At 65.2% G+C, this 16900-nt stretch carries 14 protein-coding genes; 13 read left to right on the plus strand and 1 reads right to left on the minus strand.

Annotation, left to right across the window (positions count from 1 at the left end; translation table 11 throughout):
* Positions 1-18 precede the first annotated feature (18 nt).
* From recN to LH20_RS03510, 12 genes are all read left to right on the plus strand, one after another.
* A complete protein-coding gene (recN, locus tag LH20_RS03455; protein WP_053553015.1) occupies positions 19-1686 on the plus strand; it encodes a DNA repair protein RecN in 1668 nt (555 codons plus the stop codon).
* The gene (locus LH20_RS03460) at positions 1686-2048 is read left to right on the plus strand and encodes a hypothetical protein (RefSeq protein ID WP_053553016.1); all 363 of its coding nucleotides are present in this window, start codon (positions 1686-1688) and stop codon (positions 2046-2048) included. Before recN ends, LH20_RS03460 begins: the two co-directional genes overlap by 1 nt.
* The gene (locus LH20_RS03465; RefSeq protein WP_235527099.1) at positions 2045-2731 is read left to right on the plus strand and encodes a GNAT family N-acetyltransferase; all 687 of its coding nucleotides are present in this window, start codon (positions 2045-2047) and stop codon (positions 2729-2731) included. The genes LH20_RS03460 and LH20_RS03465 overlap by 4 nt, the downstream gene beginning before the upstream one ends.
* Entirely contained in the window at positions 2728-3114 is a 387-nt protein-coding gene (locus LH20_RS03470; protein WP_083455263.1) for a putative quinol monooxygenase, read from the plus strand. Before LH20_RS03465 ends, LH20_RS03470 begins: the two co-directional genes overlap by 4 nt.
* Before the next feature lie 8 nt (positions 3115-3122).
* Positions 3123-5267, plus strand: a complete 2145-nt coding sequence (ligA, locus tag LH20_RS03475; protein ID WP_053556072.1) for an NAD-dependent DNA ligase LigA — start codon at positions 3123-3125, stop codon at positions 5265-5267.
* Positions 5268-5356: 89 nt separating this feature from the next.
* Positions 5357-6526 (plus strand): sterol desaturase family protein, encoded by a 1170-nt coding sequence (locus LH20_RS03480; protein ID WP_053553017.1) that lies wholly within the window; start codon positions 5357-5359, stop codon positions 6524-6526.
* A 57-nt stretch (positions 6527-6583) separates the two neighbouring features.
* A complete protein-coding gene (locus tag LH20_RS03485; protein ID WP_053553018.1) occupies positions 6584-6973 on the plus strand; it encodes a hypothetical protein in 390 nt (129 codons plus the stop codon).
* Positions 6974-7045: 72 nt separating this feature from the next.
* Positions 7046-9043 carry a TonB-dependent receptor family protein gene (locus LH20_RS03490; RefSeq protein ID WP_053553019.1) on the plus strand — a complete coding sequence of 666 codons (1998 nt, stop codon included), beginning with the start codon at positions 7046-7048 and terminating at the stop codon, positions 9041-9043.
* A 144-nt stretch (positions 9044-9187) separates the two neighbouring features.
* A complete protein-coding gene (locus LH20_RS03495) occupies positions 9188-10585 on the plus strand; it encodes a circularly permuted type 2 ATP-grasp protein (RefSeq protein ID WP_053556073.1) in 1398 nt (465 codons plus the stop codon).
* A gap of 43 nt (positions 10586-10628) precedes the next feature.
* A complete protein-coding gene (locus LH20_RS03500; protein ID WP_053553020.1) occupies positions 10629-11570 on the plus strand; it encodes an alpha-E domain-containing protein in 942 nt (313 codons plus the stop codon).
* An 8-nt stretch (positions 11571-11578) separates the two neighbouring features.
* Entirely contained in the window at positions 11579-12382 is an 804-nt protein-coding gene (locus LH20_RS03505; RefSeq protein WP_053553021.1) for a transglutaminase family protein, read from the plus strand.
* Positions 12383-12423: 41 nt separating this feature from the next.
* Positions 12424-13155, plus strand: coding sequence for a peptidase (locus LH20_RS03510; protein ID WP_053553022.1), 732 nt, complete (start codon positions 12424-12426; stop codon positions 13153-13155).
* A gap of 173 nt (positions 13156-13328) precedes the next feature.
* On the opposite strand, the gene acs is transcribed toward LH20_RS03510, so the two are convergent.
* Positions 13329-15293: an acetate--CoA ligase gene (acs, locus tag LH20_RS03515; protein ID WP_053553023.1), complete on the minus strand. Its 1965-nt coding sequence runs from the start codon at positions 15291-15293 to the stop codon at positions 13329-13331.
* 97 nt (positions 15294-15390) lie between these two features.
* On the opposite strand from acs, the gene amaB reads away from it, so the two are divergent.
* Positions 15391-16890, plus strand: a complete 1500-nt coding sequence (gene amaB / locus LH20_RS03520) for an L-piperidine-6-carboxylate dehydrogenase (protein ID WP_053553024.1) — start codon at positions 15391-15393, stop codon at positions 16888-16890.
* Positions 16891-16900 lie beyond the last annotated feature (10 nt).

Genomic DNA, 16900 nt, shown 5'->3' on the forward strand with positions numbered 1-16900 from the left:
CTGCGATAAGAGCAGGTCATGCTGACCGCGCTCTCCATCGCCAATATCGTGCTGATCGAGCGGCTCGATCTCGATTTCGAGGATGGGCTTGGCGTGCTGACGGGCGAGACCGGGGCGGGCAAGTCGATCCTGCTCGATGCGCTCGGCCTCGCGCTCGGGATGCGCGCCGACACCGCGCTCGTACGGCAGGGCGCCGACAAGGCGCAGGTAACCGCAAGCTTTGCACCGCCCGTGCCGGGCACGCCGCTCGCAAGGCTGCTCGCCGACAATGACATTGCGATCGAGCCGGGCGAGCCGCTGCTGGTCCGCCGAACGCTGAAAGCCGACGGCGGCAGCCGCGCATTTCTCAACGACCAGCCCTGTTCGGCGGCGCTGCTGCGCGAGGTCGGCGTACAGCTGGTGGAGATTCATGGCCAGCATGACGACCGCGGCCTGCTTGCGCCGGCGGGGCACCGCGCGCTGCTCGATGCCTATGCGCGCGCCGACACGGGCGCGGTGGCGCAAAGCCACGCTGCGTGGCGCGCGGCCGAAGCCAGGCTTGCCGCAGCCCGCACGGCGGTGAGCGAGGCTGAGCGCGATCGCGAATGGCTCGGACATTGCGTTGCGGAACTCATAGCACTCGCCCCTCAGCCGGGCGAGGAGGCCGAACTCGCCGAGGCGCGCGCCGCGATGCAGAAGGGCGAAAGGATTGCCGGCGATCTTTCGACGATCCTCGAAGCCTTCGACGGGAGCGCCGGCGGCCCAGCGCTGCTGCGCGGCGCCGCGCGGCGCCTTGACCGGCTCGCGGGCGATCACCCCCTCCTCGCCGAGGCGCTCGCCAGCCTCGATCGCGCGATCATCGACGCCGACGAAGCCGAATCGCGGCTGCACGAGGCTGCGCGCGCGATGGAATATGATCCTGAGCGTCTCGAGGCGGCCGAGACGCGTCTGTTCGAGCTGCGCGCGATGGCGCGCAAGCATGGCGTCCAGCCCGACGAGCTGCCGCAACTCGCAGCTGATCTTGCAGCGCGGCTCGATGCGATCGAAGGGGGGAGCGCCGGGCTGGCGAAGCTCGAGGCGGAGGTCGCTGAAACTGCGGCCGCCTATACTCAGGCCGCGAGCCGGCTTTCCGACCAGCGCGCCAAGGCAGCCGCCAGGCTCGATGCCGCGGTTGCGGGGGAACTTGCGCCATTGAAGCTCGATGCCGCGCGCTTTCGGACGCTCCTCGAACGGCTTCCCGCCGAGCGCTGGGGCGCGGAGGGGATCGACCGCGTTGAATTTCTGATTTCGACCAATCCGGGCGCGCCTTTCGGGCCGCTGGCAAAGATCGCAAGCGGCGGTGAGCTCTCGCGCTTCATCCTCGCGCTCAAGGTTGCGCTCGCCGAAGAGGGCGGGGCCGACACGATCATTTTCGACGAGATCGACCGCGGGGTGGGCGGCGCGGTCGCCAGCGCAATCGGTGAACGGCTTGCACGGCTCGCGGGGGCGGGCAAGCAATTGCTCGCCGTGACCCACAGCCCTCAGGTCGCCGCAAAGGGCGCCGCGCATTTCGTGATCGCGAAATCGAGCGAGGGCACCGTCACGCGCACCGGCGTCCGCGCGCTCGACGCAGACGGTCGCCGCGAGGAAATCGCCCGCATGCTCTCGGGCGCCGAGGTGACCGCCGAGGCGCGGGCGCAGGCCGAGCGCTTGCTGGAGGTCGTCTGATGGCAGCGCCGACAGTCACTCTGTGGTGTCCGGTCGGACCCGAAGAACTCGAGCTGGTCCGCCAAAGCGGGATGCGCGCCTTTCCGCCGCGCCTTCCCGAGCAGCCGATTTTCTATCCGGTGACCACCGAGGAATATGCGATCAAGATTGCCCGCGATTGGAATGTCCGCGCGAGCGGCAGCGGCTTTGTGACCCGCTTTGAGGTGCTGAAATCCTATCTTGACCGGTACCAGGTGGAGATGGCGGGGGGCCGGGCGCACCAGGAATATTGGATTCCTGCTGAGGATCTGGAAAATTTCAACGCCGCGATCGTCGGAGAAATAAAGATCACGCGCGAATATCGCGCTCAGGGTGACGCGTGACCGCCTCGCATCCCCTCGACCGCCCGGTGTGGAGCATGCTTACCGGGCGGCAGGCGCACCTTGCCGAGGGCGATGCGCGCGCGGTGCGGCTTGACCGCAGCTATGGGCCGTTCGGAGCGGGAGCGGACCAGGGCGCCGAGGCGCAGGCGGCGCTTGCCGCGCTGGTCCCAGATGATGGCGAGCTCTGGATCGTCGAGGGCGAACCATGGCCGGTGCCGCCAGGCACCCGCGAGGTCAGGCGCGCTGTGCTGGCGCAGATGGTCGCCGACGGCGCGCCGCCTCTACCGCGCGCGGACGAGCCCCATGTCACACTCCTTTTGGACGCCGATGCAACCGACATGGCAGCCCTGGCGGGGCATGCCCAGCCCGGACCGTGGGGTCCGGCGACGCATCGTTACGGTCCCTTTTTCGGGGTCCGCGATTCAGGCCGCCTGCTCGCCATGGCAGGACAGCGTATGCTCATGCCCGGCATGGCCGAGGTCAGCGGAGTGGCGACGTGGCAGGATTGCCGCGGACGCGGACTGGCCCGGACGCTGATCGGCCATGTCATGCGTGCGATGGTGGAGCGCGGCGAGCAGCCCTTCCTGCACAGCTATGCCGACAATGAAGGCGCAATCGCGCTGTACGAATCGCTCGGCTTTCGCATCCGGCGAAAGGTGCATGTGCTGGTGATCGCGCGATGATCGACCGGCGCACGCATCTCTCGGCGCTGGCGGCCTTTGCCGCTTTATTCCTGCCTGCGCGTTCGGTGCGGGCGCTGGAGACCATCATGGACGAGAAACATCCGAAATATGGGCTGATCGGCCAGATGATCGCACAGCCTGGACAGCGCGCGGCGCTCGCCGCGATTCTGACCGACGGGACCTTCGCAATGCCGGGCAGTTTCGCCTATATCGTCGGCGAAGATGCGGAAAACCCCGATGCGCTGTGGATCGTCGAGCTCTGGGCGGACAAGGCGGCACATGCCGCCTCGCTGCAATTGCCCGCGGTGCAGGCGGCGATCGCGAAGGGGCGGCCCCTCATTGCGGGATTTGGGTCTCGCGCCGAGTTCAAGCCGGTGGCATGAGCGGGCGCATGACCGCTGTTGAATCGCTGACCGAGGCCGATGCCGCCAACGAGCTGATGCGGCTCGCCAAGGCGATCGCCCATCATAACAAGCTCTACCACGCCGAAGATTCGCCCGAGATCAGCGACGCGGAATATGATGCGCTCGTCCGGCGCAACAATGCGATCGAAGAGGCGTTCCCGCATCTCGTCCGCGCCGACAGCCCGAACCGGCTTGTGGGGGCTGCCGTCGAGGCGTCGCCGCTCGCGAAGGTCACCCATGCGGTGCGAATGATGAGCCTCGACAATGCCTTTGCGGCTGAGGACGTCGAGGAGTTCGTCGCCCGCGTGCGGCGCTTCCTGAATTTGGGCGAAGGCGAGACGGTCGCCTTGACCGCCGAGGACAAGATCGACGGCCTGTCCTGCTCGCTGCGTTACGAGAAGGGCGAGCTTGTCCAGGCTGCGACCCGCGGCGATGGGACGGTGGGCGAGGATGTGACGCCGAACGTGCGGACGATCGCGGACATTCCGCAGAGGCTGAAGGGCGCCGCGCCCGACGTCTTCGAGATCCGGGGCGAGGTCTATATGGCGAAAGCGGATTTCGCCGCGCTCAACGAACGGCTCCTTGCCGAAGCGGATGACCCCGAAAAGGCCCGCCAGTTTGCCAATCCCCGTAATGCTGCGGCGGGTTCGCTGCGCCAGAAGGATGCGGGCGTTACCGCGGCGCGCCCGCTTCGCTTCCTTGCCCACGGCTGGGGCGAGACGAGCGAGGTGCCCGAGGCGACGCAGCGCGCGATGATGAAGCGCATCGCGGCTTGGGGCGTGCCTGTGTCGCCGCTGCTTGAGCGGTTCGAGAGTGTCGAGGCGGTGCTTGAGCATTATCGCACAATCGAGGCCGAACGGGCTGACATGCCCTATGACATCGACGGCGTCGTCTACAAGGTCGACCGCCTCGACTGGCAGGCACGTCTCGGCTTTGTCGCCAAGGCGCCAAGATGGGCCATTGCCCATAAATTCCCCGCCGAGCGCGCGCAGACGACGCTCGAGGCCATCGACATCCAGGTCGGCCGCACCGGCAAGCTGACCCCCGTGGGCCGGCTCACACCGGTCACGGTCGGCGGCGTCGTGGTGTCGAATGTCACCCTTCACAACCGCGACGAGATCGGCCGCCTCGGCGTGCGGCCGGGTGACCGTGTCGTCGTGCAGCGCGCAGGCGACGTGATCCCGCAGGTCGTCGAAAATCTGACCCGCGACGAACCGCGCGCGGCCTATATCTTCCCCGACCATTGCCCGGTGTGCGACAGCGAGGCGGTGGCCGAGGAGGGCGAGGTCGACGTGCGCTGCACGGGCGGGCTCATCTGCAACGCTCAGAAATTTGAGCGCCTTCGCCATTTCGTGAGCCGCGGCGCGCTCGATATAGAAGGGCTGGGCGAGAAGAGCATCGCGGAATTTCTGGAGCTTGGATGGCTCGACAAGGGGCCGGCGGACATCTTCCGACTGAAGAATCACCGCGATGAGCTGCTCGAGCGCGAGGGGTGGAAGGAGAAGTCGGTCGACAATCTCCTCGCCGCGATCGAGGCGAAACGCGAGCCCGATGCGGCGCGGCTTCTTTTCGGGCTCGGCATTCGCCATGTTGGCGCGGTGACCGCGCGCGACCTGATGAAGGGGCTGGGCGAGATCGCGCGCCTTCCCGGGAAAGCGGCCGAGATCCGCGACTATCTCGAGGCGAACCCGCAGGCCGAGGGGGAATCCGAGGGCAAATATCTCGCGCGCAAGGTCGAGGCGATCAAGTCGATCCTCGAGGTGCGGGCCGACGGCATCGGCGTCGCGGTGGGAGAGGCTTTGGGCGACTTTTTCCACGAACCGCACAACCGCGCGCTGTGGGACGATCTTCTCCTTGAAGTTTCCCCGCCGCCCTATGTGGTCGAAACGCGCGACAGCGAGGTGTCGGGCAAGACGGTCGTCTTCACCGGCAAGCTCGAGACGATGAGCCGCGACGAGGCGAAGGCGCAGGCTGAAAAGCTCGGCGCCAAGGCCGCGGGATCGGTGAGCGCCAAGACCGACCTCGTGGTCGCCGGTCCGGGCGCGGGATCGAAGCTCAAGCAGGCGGCGGCGCTGGGGATAAGGGTCATCGACGAGGCCGAGTGGGCGGCTATCGTCGAAGCGGCAGGGTGATCCTTCGCGCGCGCGGCGGCGGGAAGGAGAGGCGGGGGCGGTGCGCTCGATCACAGACCGCGCGGTTTCCATGCGGCTAAGGGGGTGACATGGCAAAGCGTGACTTTCTTCAGACTCTGATGCGCGATCTTGAATCGCATACCGAGGTGCGGCGCATCGGCAGCGGTTGGCTGTCGGGATTTTTCGGCCTGCTCTTTGCGATCACCGGCCTGTTCATGGTCATCGCGCTGCGATTTCCCGAGTGGTTTGCGACGCCCGAGCTTGAAGTCGTCAGGAACTGGACCGGCTTTCGCGGTTTCGTCCATCTGACCTTGCTCACAAGCTATGGCCTTGCGCTCCTCAGCCTGTTGTTGCGGCCGCGCAAGGTGCTTGGTCTGACGGCGCTCATGACCGGGCTCGCCGCGGCGCTCCTCGGCGGCGCCAATGTCCAGCCTGCCGAGACGCGCGACTGGGGCATTTTCTTCGGGCTCGACTTTTTCATCGTCAATCTGCTCGTCACCGGGTTCATGTTCGCACCGCTCGAGCGTGCTTTCCCGCATCGCCGCACGCAGCGATTGTTCCGCACCGAATGGCGCGAGGATCTTTTCTATTATCTGGTCAGCACGATGTTCGTGCAGGTGCTGAGTTTTCTCGCGCTCGCGCCGCAGGCGTTTGTCAACGACCATACATCGAGCTGGGACGCGTTCCGGGCGGGCATCGCATCGCTGCCGTGGATCGTGCAGTTCGCGATTGTTCTCGTCGCCTCCGATCTTGCGCAATATTGGTATCACCGCCTCTTTCACAAGATTCCCTTCCTGTGGGGATTCCACGCGATCCACCACAGCGCGAAGTCGATGGACTGGCTCGCGGGGTCGCGGATGCACTTTGTCGAGATCATCCTCTTGCGCTCGATCACATCGTTGCCGCTGTTCACGCTCGGCTTCGCGCCGTCGGTGATGCAGGCCTATATTGGCTTCGTCTATGTCTGGTCGTCGCTGCTCCACGCCAATGTCGGCGGGAATTTCAATCGCCTTGGCCATTGGATTGCGACCCCGCGTTTCCACCATTGGCACCACGGGCTGGAGCGCGAGGCGTTCGACGTCAATTTCGCCATTCATTTCCCATGGCTCGACAAGATCTTCGGGACCTTCCATCTTCCGGAAGACCGTTGGCCCGAAAATTACGGCATCCCCGAGGAGGTGCCGAAGGCCTATTGGGGGCAGTTTCTCTATCCCTGGACGCGCACGGGCAAGAAGACCGACGAGGTAGCCGCCGAATAGGGTCTGGACATTTTGTCCGCTTGCGCCGGGGCGCCCAGCGCCATAAGGCCGCTCGCCGTGGGCCTCCTTGCCGCCTTTCGCCGTCCCGGCTTCCTGCTCCTGCTGCCTGTGCTGCTGGCGCTCGCAGCGCGCGTGCTTGTCGCGCCGGGATGGATGATCGACGCGGACAGCGGCGGGTCGATCACGGTCCGCATCTGTTCGGACCCTGAAAATCCGGGGACGACACTGACGATCCCCATCGAAAAGACGGGTGACCACGAGGCGGCGCAAAGTCAGCATTGCCCGTGGGGGGCGCTCGCGGTCGCGCCGGTCGTACCTGATACACCCGCACTGGCCGAGAGGCCGACCGGGCTTCCGCTACCCCCGAGCGCGGTTCCGACACTCGGCTTTGCGCCCGGCATCGCCTCGCCGCTCCCGCCGAGCACCGGACCGCCCGCCCTCGCCTGAATCCGCCTGACCCGCCCGATGTGCGTTCCCCGCGCACCGGCGCCTGTCCTGCATTCACGCGAAGGATTATCCATGCAAAGCCCTGTTACTCGCGCGGCGCCCTGGTTGGCGCTCGCCATGGCCGCTCTTCCCGCGGTCGCCTCCGCTGCAACGGCGGAGGCCGACCAGACCATCATCGTGACCGCCCGCACCGACACCGACGCTGCTGAAGATCGGGCGGCGAAAACCCCCGGCGGGACCGACGTGGTTCGCCACGAAGATTATGCCGACAAGTCGATTGTCAGCCTGCGCGATACGCTGGCCTATTCGCCCGGCGTCTATCTCCAGCCGCGCTTTGGGCAGGAGGTGCGAATCTCGATCCGCGGCTCGGGTCTGTCACGCGGATATCACATGCGCGGGCTGACGCTGCTCCAGGACGGAGCCCCGATCAACCTTGCCGACGACAATGGTGATTTTCAGGAGCTCGAACCGATCTTCTTCGATCATCTCGAGGTGTACCGCGGAGCCAATGCGCTCCGGTTCGGTTCGAGCACGCTCGGCGGCGCGATCAATGGCGTGACGCCGACGGGGCGCACAGCCGAAGGGATTTATCTGCGCGGGGATATCGGGAGCTTCGACAATCTTCGTGGTCTCGTCTCGGCCGGCGTTGCGGCCGATCGGGTCGATGTCTGGGGCGCAGTGAGCGTGGACAGCTCAGACGGCGACCGCGACCATGCGCGGCGGCGTAGCCTCCGCTTCCACGGCAATGCCGGGCTTGCTCTCACGGACAGCATCACGACGCGCCTCTATGCGAGCTACAACAATATCGACCAGCAATTGCCCGGTGCGCTGACGCGCGAGGAAGCGCTGACCACGCCCCGCAAGGCCAATGCCGCGAGCGTTGCGGGTGATCAGGCGCGCGATATCGAATCGCTGCGCATTCAAAGCCGCACCCGCGTGGATCTCGGGTCGACGAGGCTCGACGTCGGGGTCTTCGTCAATGCAAAGACGCTGCATCATCCCATCTATCAGCTTGTGGACCAGAAGAGCCTCGATCGCGGCGGCTTTTTCCGCCTCGACCATGCCAGCGGAGCCATCGAGGCGACCCTCGGAGGCGAACTTCGCGCAGGGAACGTCCATTCGCGGCGTTTCGTGAACCTCGCGGGCCGTCGGGGCGCGAGGACCTTCGACGCCGAGCAGTTTGCGCGCACCGCAACGCTCTATGGCGAGCTTCGGTTGAAGCCCGCCGCGGGCCTGTCGCTGATTGCGGGCGGCGTTTATGCCGACGGCGTGCGGCGCCAGCGCGAGACGTTCAGCAACGGGCCGGCGGTCAATAGAGCTCGCGCCGACTTTGATGCATTCTCCCCGAAGTTCGGTGTGCTTCTCGACGCCATGCCGGGGGTGCAGATTTATGGCAACTATAGCCGCTCGGTCGAATTTCCCGGCTTTATCGAACTCGCGCAGCTCGCCGCTTTCGTCCCGCTCGCGCCCCAGCGCGCATGGACGGCGGAAATCGGAACGCGGGGAACGCGCGGGCTGCTGAGCTGGGACCTTTCGCTCTATCGCGCTGATATCAAGGGCGAGCTGCTGCAATATACGCCCAGCGCCGACATTCCCGCGTCGACCTTCAATGCGGCCAACACGCGCCACGAGGGGATCGAGGCGGCGCTGGAGATCTCGCCGACCGACTGGCTGCGACTGCGGCAGGTCTATACTTACAGCGATTTTCGCTTTCGCGGCGACGCCGTCTATGGCGATAACCGCCTGCCGGTCGTCCCGCGTCACGTCTATCGTGCCGAGCTGCGCCTCGGCGGCGATGCGTTGCATGTCGCGCCGGCCATCGAATGGGTCGCTGAGGGACCTTTTGTCGATTATCGTAACAGGACCCGCACACCGGGCTATGCGCTGCTTGGTTTCACCGCCGGCATGCGCGTCGCAGATGGGATCGATGCCTTTCTCGACGCGCGCAATCTCACAGCGAGGAAAGCAATCGGCGACATCAGCGCTGCGATCGACGTGACTGCAGCCTCGGCCATCTATTATCCGGTCGAGCGCCGCGCGGTGTCGGCGGGGCTGCGCGCACGCTTTTGAACGACGGGGCGCCGCGTGCGGGGGCGGGCATTTTGATGCACTGCAGCATCTTGCCTTCCCGCGCCGCGGTGCTAGCATCGCTCTTGCTGCTTGACCGGCGGCTGTGGGGTGGAAAGGGCTGGCTTCATTCGCTTCTTCGACGAAATGACGAACCAGGAGGGCGGGATCAGGGCGCCCTATCGTGAATATTGCCAATGGTTCGACGGCGAAGATGCGGCGCGGATCGCGCAGAAGGCAAAGCAGGCCGAGGCTTTTTTCCGCACCATCGGCATCACCTTCAACGTGTATGGCGCCGAAGGCGGCGACGAGCGCCTCATCCCCTTCGACGTGGTGCCCCGGATCATCGCTGCGGGCGAATGGCGCCGCTTGTCGCGCGGCATCGAACAGCGGGTGCGTGCGCTCAACGCCTTCCTTCACGACATTTATCACCGGCAGGAGATCCTGCGCGCCGGGCGCGTGCCCACCGAGCTCATCGCCCGCAACGACGCTTTTCTGCCGATGATGATGGGCATGGATCCGCCCGGCGGCGTCTATACGCACATCAGCGGCATCGATATCGTTCGCACCGGTCCGGACGAGTTTTACGTGCTTGAGGATAATGCCCGCACACCCTCGGGCGTCTCTTACATGCTCGAAAATCGCGAGACGATGCTGCAGATGTTCCCTGAGCTCTTCGCCAAAGTGCCGGTGCGCGAGGTCGGCGACTATCCGATCAACCTGTTGAAGTCGCTATCGGCCTGTGCGCCGCCGATGTGCGGCGGCACGCCGACGGTGGCGGTGCTCACCCCAGGCATTCACAACAGTGCCTATTTCGAGCACAGCTTTCTTGCAGACCAGATGGGCGCCGAACTCGTCGAAGGGCATGACCTGCGCGTCGTCGGGGGACGCATCGCCATGCGGACGACGCGAGGCTACCGGCCGATCGATGTCCTTTATCGCCGCGTCGATGACGATTTCCTCGACCCGCTGAACTTCCGTTCCGACTCGCTGCTTGGGGTGCCCGGCATCTGGGACGTCTATCGCGCAGGAGGCATCACCATCGCCAATGCGCCGGGAACCGGCATTGCGGATGACAAGGCGCTCTACAGCTACATGCCCGACATCATCGAATTTTATACCGGCGAGAAGGCGCTGCTTCCCAATGTGCCGACCTGGCGGTGCAGCGAGCCTGAACATTTGCGCGAGGTTCTCGACCGATTGCCCGAACTGGTGGTCAAGGAGGTGCACGGATCTGGCGGTTACGGCATGCTCGTAGGTCCGGCGGCGAGCAAGAAGGAGATCGCAGCCTTCCGCGCCAAGCTCGAGGCCAATCCTCGAAATTATATCGCGCAGCCAACGCTGTCCCTCTCGACCGTGCCGATTTTCACAAAGAAAGGCCTCGCGCCGCGCCATGTCGACCTTCGCCCCTTTGTCCTGATGTCTCCGCAGGGGATCACGATCACACCCGGCGGCCTGACCCGCGTCGCGATGACCAAGGGATCCCTCGTCGTCAATTCGAGCCAGGGTGGCGGGACCAAGGATACATGGGTTCTGGAGGATTGATGGGCGCGCATTTTCTCTTGCCTGCCTGTCGAGGCGAACCTGGATGCTAGGAAAGACCGCCGGCAGCCTCTTCTGGATGGCGCGTTATCTCGAGCGCAGCGAGAATAATGCGCGCCTCATCGATGCAGGGTTTCGTATCGCGCTCACCCGGTCGGCGACCGCGCCCGCCGAGTGGAAGTCGGTGCTCGAAACCGCCGGGGTTGTGGATGCCTACAAGGCAGCCAATGCCGAGTTCACCTCGGCGCGCGTCGTCGATTTTCTGCTCCGCGATCCCGCCAATCCGTCGAGCATCCTCTCGATCGTCAAGCAGGCGCGCGACAATGCGCGCACCGCTCGCACGCATCTCACGCGCGAGATGTGGGAGGCGGTGAACACCGGCTGGATGACGCTCGTTGCGCTGCTGAAGCGGCCGGTGCGCGAAGATGATCTGCCCGACGTGCTCGCAACGATCCGGCGGCAGAATGGCCAGGTGCGCGGCGCGCTGACGGGGACGATGCTGCGCAACGACGGGTTCGACTTTGCAGAGCTTGGTACCTTTCTGGAGCGCGCCGACAACACGGCGCGCATCCTCGACGTCAAATATTATCTGCTGCTGCCCTCGGTCGCACATATCGGCTCGTCGATCGACAATGTGCAGTGGGAGACAATCCTGCGCTCGGTCTCGGCGCTGCGCGCCTATCGCTGGCTCTACGGGGCAGAGATCAGTGCGCTCAAGATCGCCGAATTCCTGATCCTTTACGCGCAGATGCCGCGAAGCCTCGCCTTTTGCTGCGAGCGGATGGCGGAACATCTCGGGCGAATCCAGCATCTCTATGGCGAGGAAACCGAGGCAGGTCGGATGGCGACGGCGCTGTGCAGCAATCGGCTCGCGGGACCGATCCAGTCGATCTTCGACGGGGGTCTGCACGAATATCTGCGCGGCTTCCTGACCGCCAACGCCGCGCTCGCGCGGCAGGTCGAGCTTGATTACCGGTTCGTGGAGTGAGCAGCCCCATGCGCCTTTCCGTCGAACATGTCACGCGCTACCAATATGACGCGCCGGTCCGCTACGCGCTCCAGCAGGCGCGGCTGACAGCCAAGGACCGGCCAGGTCAGCAGCGCGTCGACCATTGGACGGTAGAGGTCGAGGGCGGCGAAACCCAGCTTCATTACACCGACCATCATGGCAACGGCGTCGATCTGATCGCGGTGGACAGCGGTGCGAGCGAGCTCGTCATCCGCAGCCGCGGCGAGGTGGAACTGCTGACCTTTGACGGGATCATTGGCGAACATCGCGGCGCGATGCCGCTCTGGACCTTCCTGCGTCCCACGTCGCTGACGCGCGCGGGTCGGCAGGTCCGAGCACTAACATCCGCGCTCGGGCGCGATTTCACCGCGGATATCGAACGTGCGCACGCGCTCTCGGTGCTGATCCTCGAGCGGCTTCCTTACAAGATCGGCGTGACCGATGCCGATACAACCGCCGAACAGGCGCTGGCGGGTGAGGGCGGTGTGTGTCAGGATCATGCGCACATCTTCATCGCTGCGATGCGGCATCTCGGGCACCCCGCGCGCTATGTGTCGGGTTATCTGATGATGAACGACCGCACCCAGCAGGATGCGACGCACGCCTGGGCAGAGGCCTATTTCGACCATATCGGCTGGATCGGCTTTGACGTCAGCAACGGCCATTCGCCCGACCAGCGCTATATCCGCGTGGCGACCGGGTTCGACTATCAGGATGCCGCGCCGGTTCGTGGCATGCGCTATGGTGCAGCGCAGGAAAATCTGGTTGTTCAATTACAGGTCCAGCAATAAGCGGGGATCGGGATCGCACAGGGGCCGGGGAAGAAGGATCGATGACCTATTGCGTCGGAATGCGCCTCAACAAGGGGCTGGTGTTCATGTCGGACACCCGCACCAATGCCGGCGTCGACGACATCTCGCAGGTCCGCAAGATGCGCAGCTGGCACGTGCCCGGAGAGCGCGTCATCACGTTGATGTCCGCGGGCAATCTTGCGACGACGCAGGCGGTCGTCGGCCTTCTCGACGAGCGGAACAAGGCACCCGCAGACCGCCACCCCTCGATCCTTTCTGCGCCATCGATGTTTGCGGTGGCGATGACGATCGGCGAAACGCTTCGCTCTATCGTCACGCGCTATCGCACCGAAGGGCCGATGGCCGAATCCATCTTCCGGGCCTCGCTCATCGTCGGCGGCCAGATCAAGGGATCGGAGCCCCGCCTGTTCATGATCTATCCTGAGGGTAATTTCATCGAAGCGGGCGAGGACAATCCTTTTTTTCAGATCGGCGAGACCAAATATGGACGGCCGATCATCGTGCGCTCTTATGATCCTGCGATGTCGTTTGAGGATGCGGTCAAGCTCCTGTGCGTCTCGTTCGATTCGACGATCCGCGCCAATGCCGGCGTTGACCTGCCCATCGATCTGAAAGTGCACGAACGCGACGATTTCACAACCGTTCGCGAACGGCGCTTCGAGCGTCACGACTCCTATTTTCAGAGCGTCGCCGATGGCTGGGCCGAAGCCCTGGGCATCGCGCTAGCGGAGCTGCCCGACTTCCAGTTCTGACGGCGCCAACGCGCGAGCAAAAGCCCGGAAGGTCGGTGACCTTCCGGGCCTGATGCTCAGCCCGTGAGCGAGGGGCAGCGTTCGGAAGCGGGGGGCCTTTGTGGCCGCCGCCTGCGCGCTTTCATCAGACCCATATGAGACGCGCCGTTGCAACGCGTTCCGCGCGCTGGATGTCAGCGGTTCTTGCGTCCCTCGATCAGACCGTCGACGAGGCTTGGATCGGCGAGCGTCGATGTGTCCCCAAGCGAGCCGAAGTCATTTTCGGCGATCTTGCGCAGGATGCGGCGCATGATCTTGCCCGACCGCGTCTTGGGCAGCGCCGGGGTCAGGTGGATATGGTCTGGAGTGGCGATCGGTCCGATCTCGGTGCGGACCTGCTGCTTCAGCGCCGCGGCAACCTCGTCGGTCGGCTCGACCCCGGCATTGAGGGTCACATAGGCATAGATGCCCTGGCCCTTGATGTCGTGGGGGAAGCCCACGACCGCCGCTTCCGCGACGAGATCGTGGAGGACGAGCGCGCTTTCGACCTCGGCGGTCCCCATGCGGTGGCCTGAGACATTGATGACATCATCGACCCGTCCCGTGATCCGCCAATAGCCGTCGGCGTCGCGGCGACAGCCATCACCGGTGAAATATTTGCCCTTGTAGGTCGAAAAATAGGTCTGAACGAAGCGGTCGTGGTCGCCATAGAGGGTGCGCGCCTGCCCCGGCCAGCTGTGCGTGATGCACAGATTGCCTTCGGCCGCGCCGCCCGTCTGTTCGTCGACCAGAACGCCGCCTTCGGCATCGACGAGCTGCGGGCGAATGCCGAAGAAGGGGCGTCCCGCGCTTCCGGGCTGCATCGCGTGCGCGCCTGGAAGGGTTGTGATCATGATCCCGCCGGTCTCGGTCTGCCACCAGGTGTCGATGACAGGAACGCGGCCCTTTCCAACGGTCTCGTGATACCAGCGCCAGGCCTCCGGATTGATCGGCTCGCCGACGCTGCCGAGCAAGCGGATCGAGGAGAGGTCATGGCGCGTCACATATTGATCGCCCTCGCGCATCAGTGCGCGGATCGCGGTGGGCGCGGTATAGAGAATATTGACCTTGTGCTTGTCGACGACGCGCCAGAAACGGTCGTGGTCGGGATAGTTGGGGATACCTTCGAACATCAGCGTCGTCGCGCCATTCTGCAAAGGCCCATAGACGACATAGCTGTGCCCGGTGACCCAGCCGATGTCGGCGGTGCACCAGAAGATCTCCCCCGGCCGGTAATCGAAGCCATAATGAAAGGTTGAGGCAGTCCACACCGAATAGCCGCCAACCGTGTGGAGAACGCCCTTGGGCTTGCCCGTCGAGCCCGAGGTGTAGAGGATGAACAGCGGGTCCTCGGCGCCCATCGGCTCGCAAGGGCAGTCGGGGCCAACATCCGCCGACAGCGCGTCGTACCAATGATCGCGGCCCTCGGTCATCGCGACGTCGCCGCCGGTGTGCGCGATCACGAGCACCGCTTTCACCGACACCTTCTCCAGCGCCTTGTCGACATTGGCCTTCAAGGGGATGGTGCGGCCTCCGCGCAGTCCTTCGTCGGCGCAAATAACCCAGTCGCTCGCGCAATCCTCGATGCGCCCCGCGATCGCGTCGGGCGAAAAGCCTCCGAAGATCACGCTGTGCACCGCGCCGATGCGCGCGCAGGCAAGCATTGCAATCGCACCTTCGGGGATCATCGGCATGTAGATGGTGACGCGGTCGCCCCGCTTGACGCCCATTTTCTTCAGCGTGTTGGCAAAGCGGATCACGTCGGCGAGGAGCGCGGCATAGCTGATATGGCGCGTCTCGCCGTCGGGTGCGTCGGGTTCGAAGATGATCGCTGTCTGCTCGCCGCGCCCTGCTGCGACATGGCGATCAAGAGCATTGTGGCAGAGGTTGAGAACCCCGTCCTCGAACCATTTGATGGTCACCGGGTCGTAGGACCAATTGGCGATCTTCGTAGGCGGGGTCAGCCAGTCGATGCGCTGCGCCTCGGCCGCCCAGAAGGCATCGGGGTCGGCTATGCTCGCCGCGTAGAGCCGGTCATAGTCCTCGGCGCTGCAATGGGTGTTCGCCGCAGCATCGGAGGGCACCGGAACGAAGGGTTCGGAGGGGGGCAGGTCGGACATCGGATTCTCCCGCTTTGGATTTGCTTTGCTCGGTCCCTGCGATACTCCGCGAGCCACAAGTTGCAAGGGCAGGCCGCCCATATGAAAGGGACAAGCGATGAGCGCGATCGGCGAGGAGGTGGGCGGGCTGCTCGACACGCTGGGGGTCGAGCGGGCGCAATGGCGCGAGGGCTCGATGCCCGTCATCACCCCTTTGACGGGCGAGGAGATCGCGAGGGTGCGGGTCTGCAGCGGCGGCGATATCGACGCGGCGCTAGGCGCAGCCAATGCGGCCTTTCGCGCATGGCGCGAGGTTCCACCGCCGCGCCGCGGCGAGCTGGTGCGCCTGTTCGGCGAGGAGTTGCGCGCGGCAAGGGAGCGTCTTTCGCGGCTGGTGACGATCGAGGCGGGCAAGATCGCTTCCGAAGGCGCGGGCGAAGTGCAGGAAATGATCGATATCTGCGACTTCGCGGTCGGCCTCTCACGCCAGCTTTACGGCCTCACCATCGCAACCGAGCGGCCGGGACACCGGATGATGGAGGTCTGGCATCCGCTCGGCGTCGTCGGGGTCATCTCGGCGTTCAACTTTCCCGTTGCGGTCTGGGCCTGGAATGCGGCGCTCGCGCTCGTTTGCGGCAACAGCGTCGTGTGGAAGCCGTCGGAAAAGACGCCGCTGACCGCGCTCGCGGTGCAGGCCATATTCGCGCGCGCGGCCGCGCGCTTCGGCGAAGCGCCCGCGGGTCTGTGCGGCCTCCTGGTGGGTGGGCGCGAGGCGGGTGAGGCGCTCGTCGGCGATGCGCGCGTCGCGCTCGTGTCGGCGACGGGATCGACGCGCATGGGCCGCGCGGTCGCACCGAGGCTTGCCCAGCGTTTCGCGCGCGCGATCCTCGAACTCGGCGGCAATAATGGCGTGATCGTCGCTCCATCGGCCGATCTCGATCTTGCGCTGCGGGGCGTCGCGTTCGGAGCGATGGGGACAGCAGGACAGCGCTGCACGACGACGCGGCGCCTTTTTGTCCACGATAGCATTTATGAGCGCTTCGTCGCGCGGCTGAAGGCTGCCTATGATAGCGTCGCTGTTGGCAATCCGCTCGAGGGCGACGTGCTCGTCGGGCCGCTGATCGACCGCGCGGCCTATGAGGCGATGGCCGGGGCGCTTGCGGCCGCGCGCGCTAAAGGCGGGATCGTCCATGGCGGCGACCGTGTCGGCGAGGGCGCAAGCTATTATGTGCGGCCCGCGCTTGTCGAAATGCCCGGACAGGTGGGACCGGTTTGTGAGGAAACCTTCGCCCCGATCCTTTACGTGATGCGGTACGACGATCTCGATGCGGCGATCCGGCTGCACAATGGGGTCGCAGCGGGCCTCTCATCGGCGATCTTCACCACCGACCTGCGCGAGGCCGAGCGGTTCCTGGCGGCGAGTGATTGCGGCATCGCCAACGTCAATCTGGGGACGAGCGGCGCCGAAATAGGGGGAGCTTTCGGCGGCGAGAAGGAAACCGGCGGCGGGCGCGAAAGCGGCTCGGACAGCTGGAAGGCCTATATGCGGCGCGCGACGAACACGGTCAATTATTCAGACGCGCTGCCGCTTGCCCAGGGGGTGTCATTCGACATCTAGGGTCCTCTCG

The organism is Sphingopyxis sp. 113P3 (assembly GCF_001278035.1).
Classification (GTDB): domain Bacteria; phylum Pseudomonadota; class Alphaproteobacteria; order Sphingomonadales; family Sphingomonadaceae; genus Sphingopyxis.

What these genes read in the sequence shown, in the direction of transcription:
- amaB (WP_053553024.1), top strand. Translation starts at nt 15,391, where the DNA reads ATGAGCGCGATCGGCGAGGAGGTGGGCGGGCTGCTCGACACGCTGGGG.
- LH20_RS03500 (WP_053553020.1), top strand. Translation starts at nt 10,629, where the DNA reads ATGCTAGGAAAGACCGCCGGCAGCCTCTTCTGGATGGCGCGTTATCTC.
- recN (WP_053553015.1), top strand. Translation starts at nt 19, where the DNA reads ATGCTGACCGCGCTCTCCATCGCCAATATCGTGCTGATCGAGCGGCTC.
- LH20_RS03495 (WP_053556073.1), top strand. Translation starts at nt 9,188, where the DNA reads ATGACGAACCAGGAGGGCGGGATCAGGGCGCCCTATCGTGAATATTGC.
- LH20_RS03470 (WP_083455263.1), top strand. Translation starts at nt 2,728, where the DNA reads ATGATCGACCGGCGCACGCATCTCTCGGCGCTGGCGGCCTTTGCCGCT.
- LH20_RS03505 (WP_053553021.1), top strand. Translation starts at nt 11,579, where the DNA reads ATGCGCCTTTCCGTCGAACATGTCACGCGCTACCAATATGACGCGCCG.
- LH20_RS03480 (WP_053553017.1), top strand. Translation starts at nt 5,357, where the DNA reads ATGGCAAAGCGTGACTTTCTTCAGACTCTGATGCGCGATCTTGAATCG.
- LH20_RS03510 (WP_053553022.1), top strand. Translation starts at nt 12,424, where the DNA reads ATGACCTATTGCGTCGGAATGCGCCTCAACAAGGGGCTGGTGTTCATG.
- LH20_RS03460 (WP_053553016.1), top strand. Translation starts at nt 1,686, where the DNA reads ATGGCAGCGCCGACAGTCACTCTGTGGTGTCCGGTCGGACCCGAAGAA.
- acs (WP_053553023.1), bottom strand. Translation starts at nt 15,293, where the DNA reads ATGTCCGACCTGCCCCCCTCCGAACCCTTCGTTCCGGTGCCCTCCGAT.
- ligA (WP_053556072.1), top strand. Translation starts at nt 3,123, where the DNA reads ATGACCGCTGTTGAATCGCTGACCGAGGCCGATGCCGCCAACGAGCTG.
- LH20_RS03490 (WP_053553019.1), top strand. Translation starts at nt 7,046, where the DNA reads ATGCAAAGCCCTGTTACTCGCGCGGCGCCCTGGTTGGCGCTCGCCATG.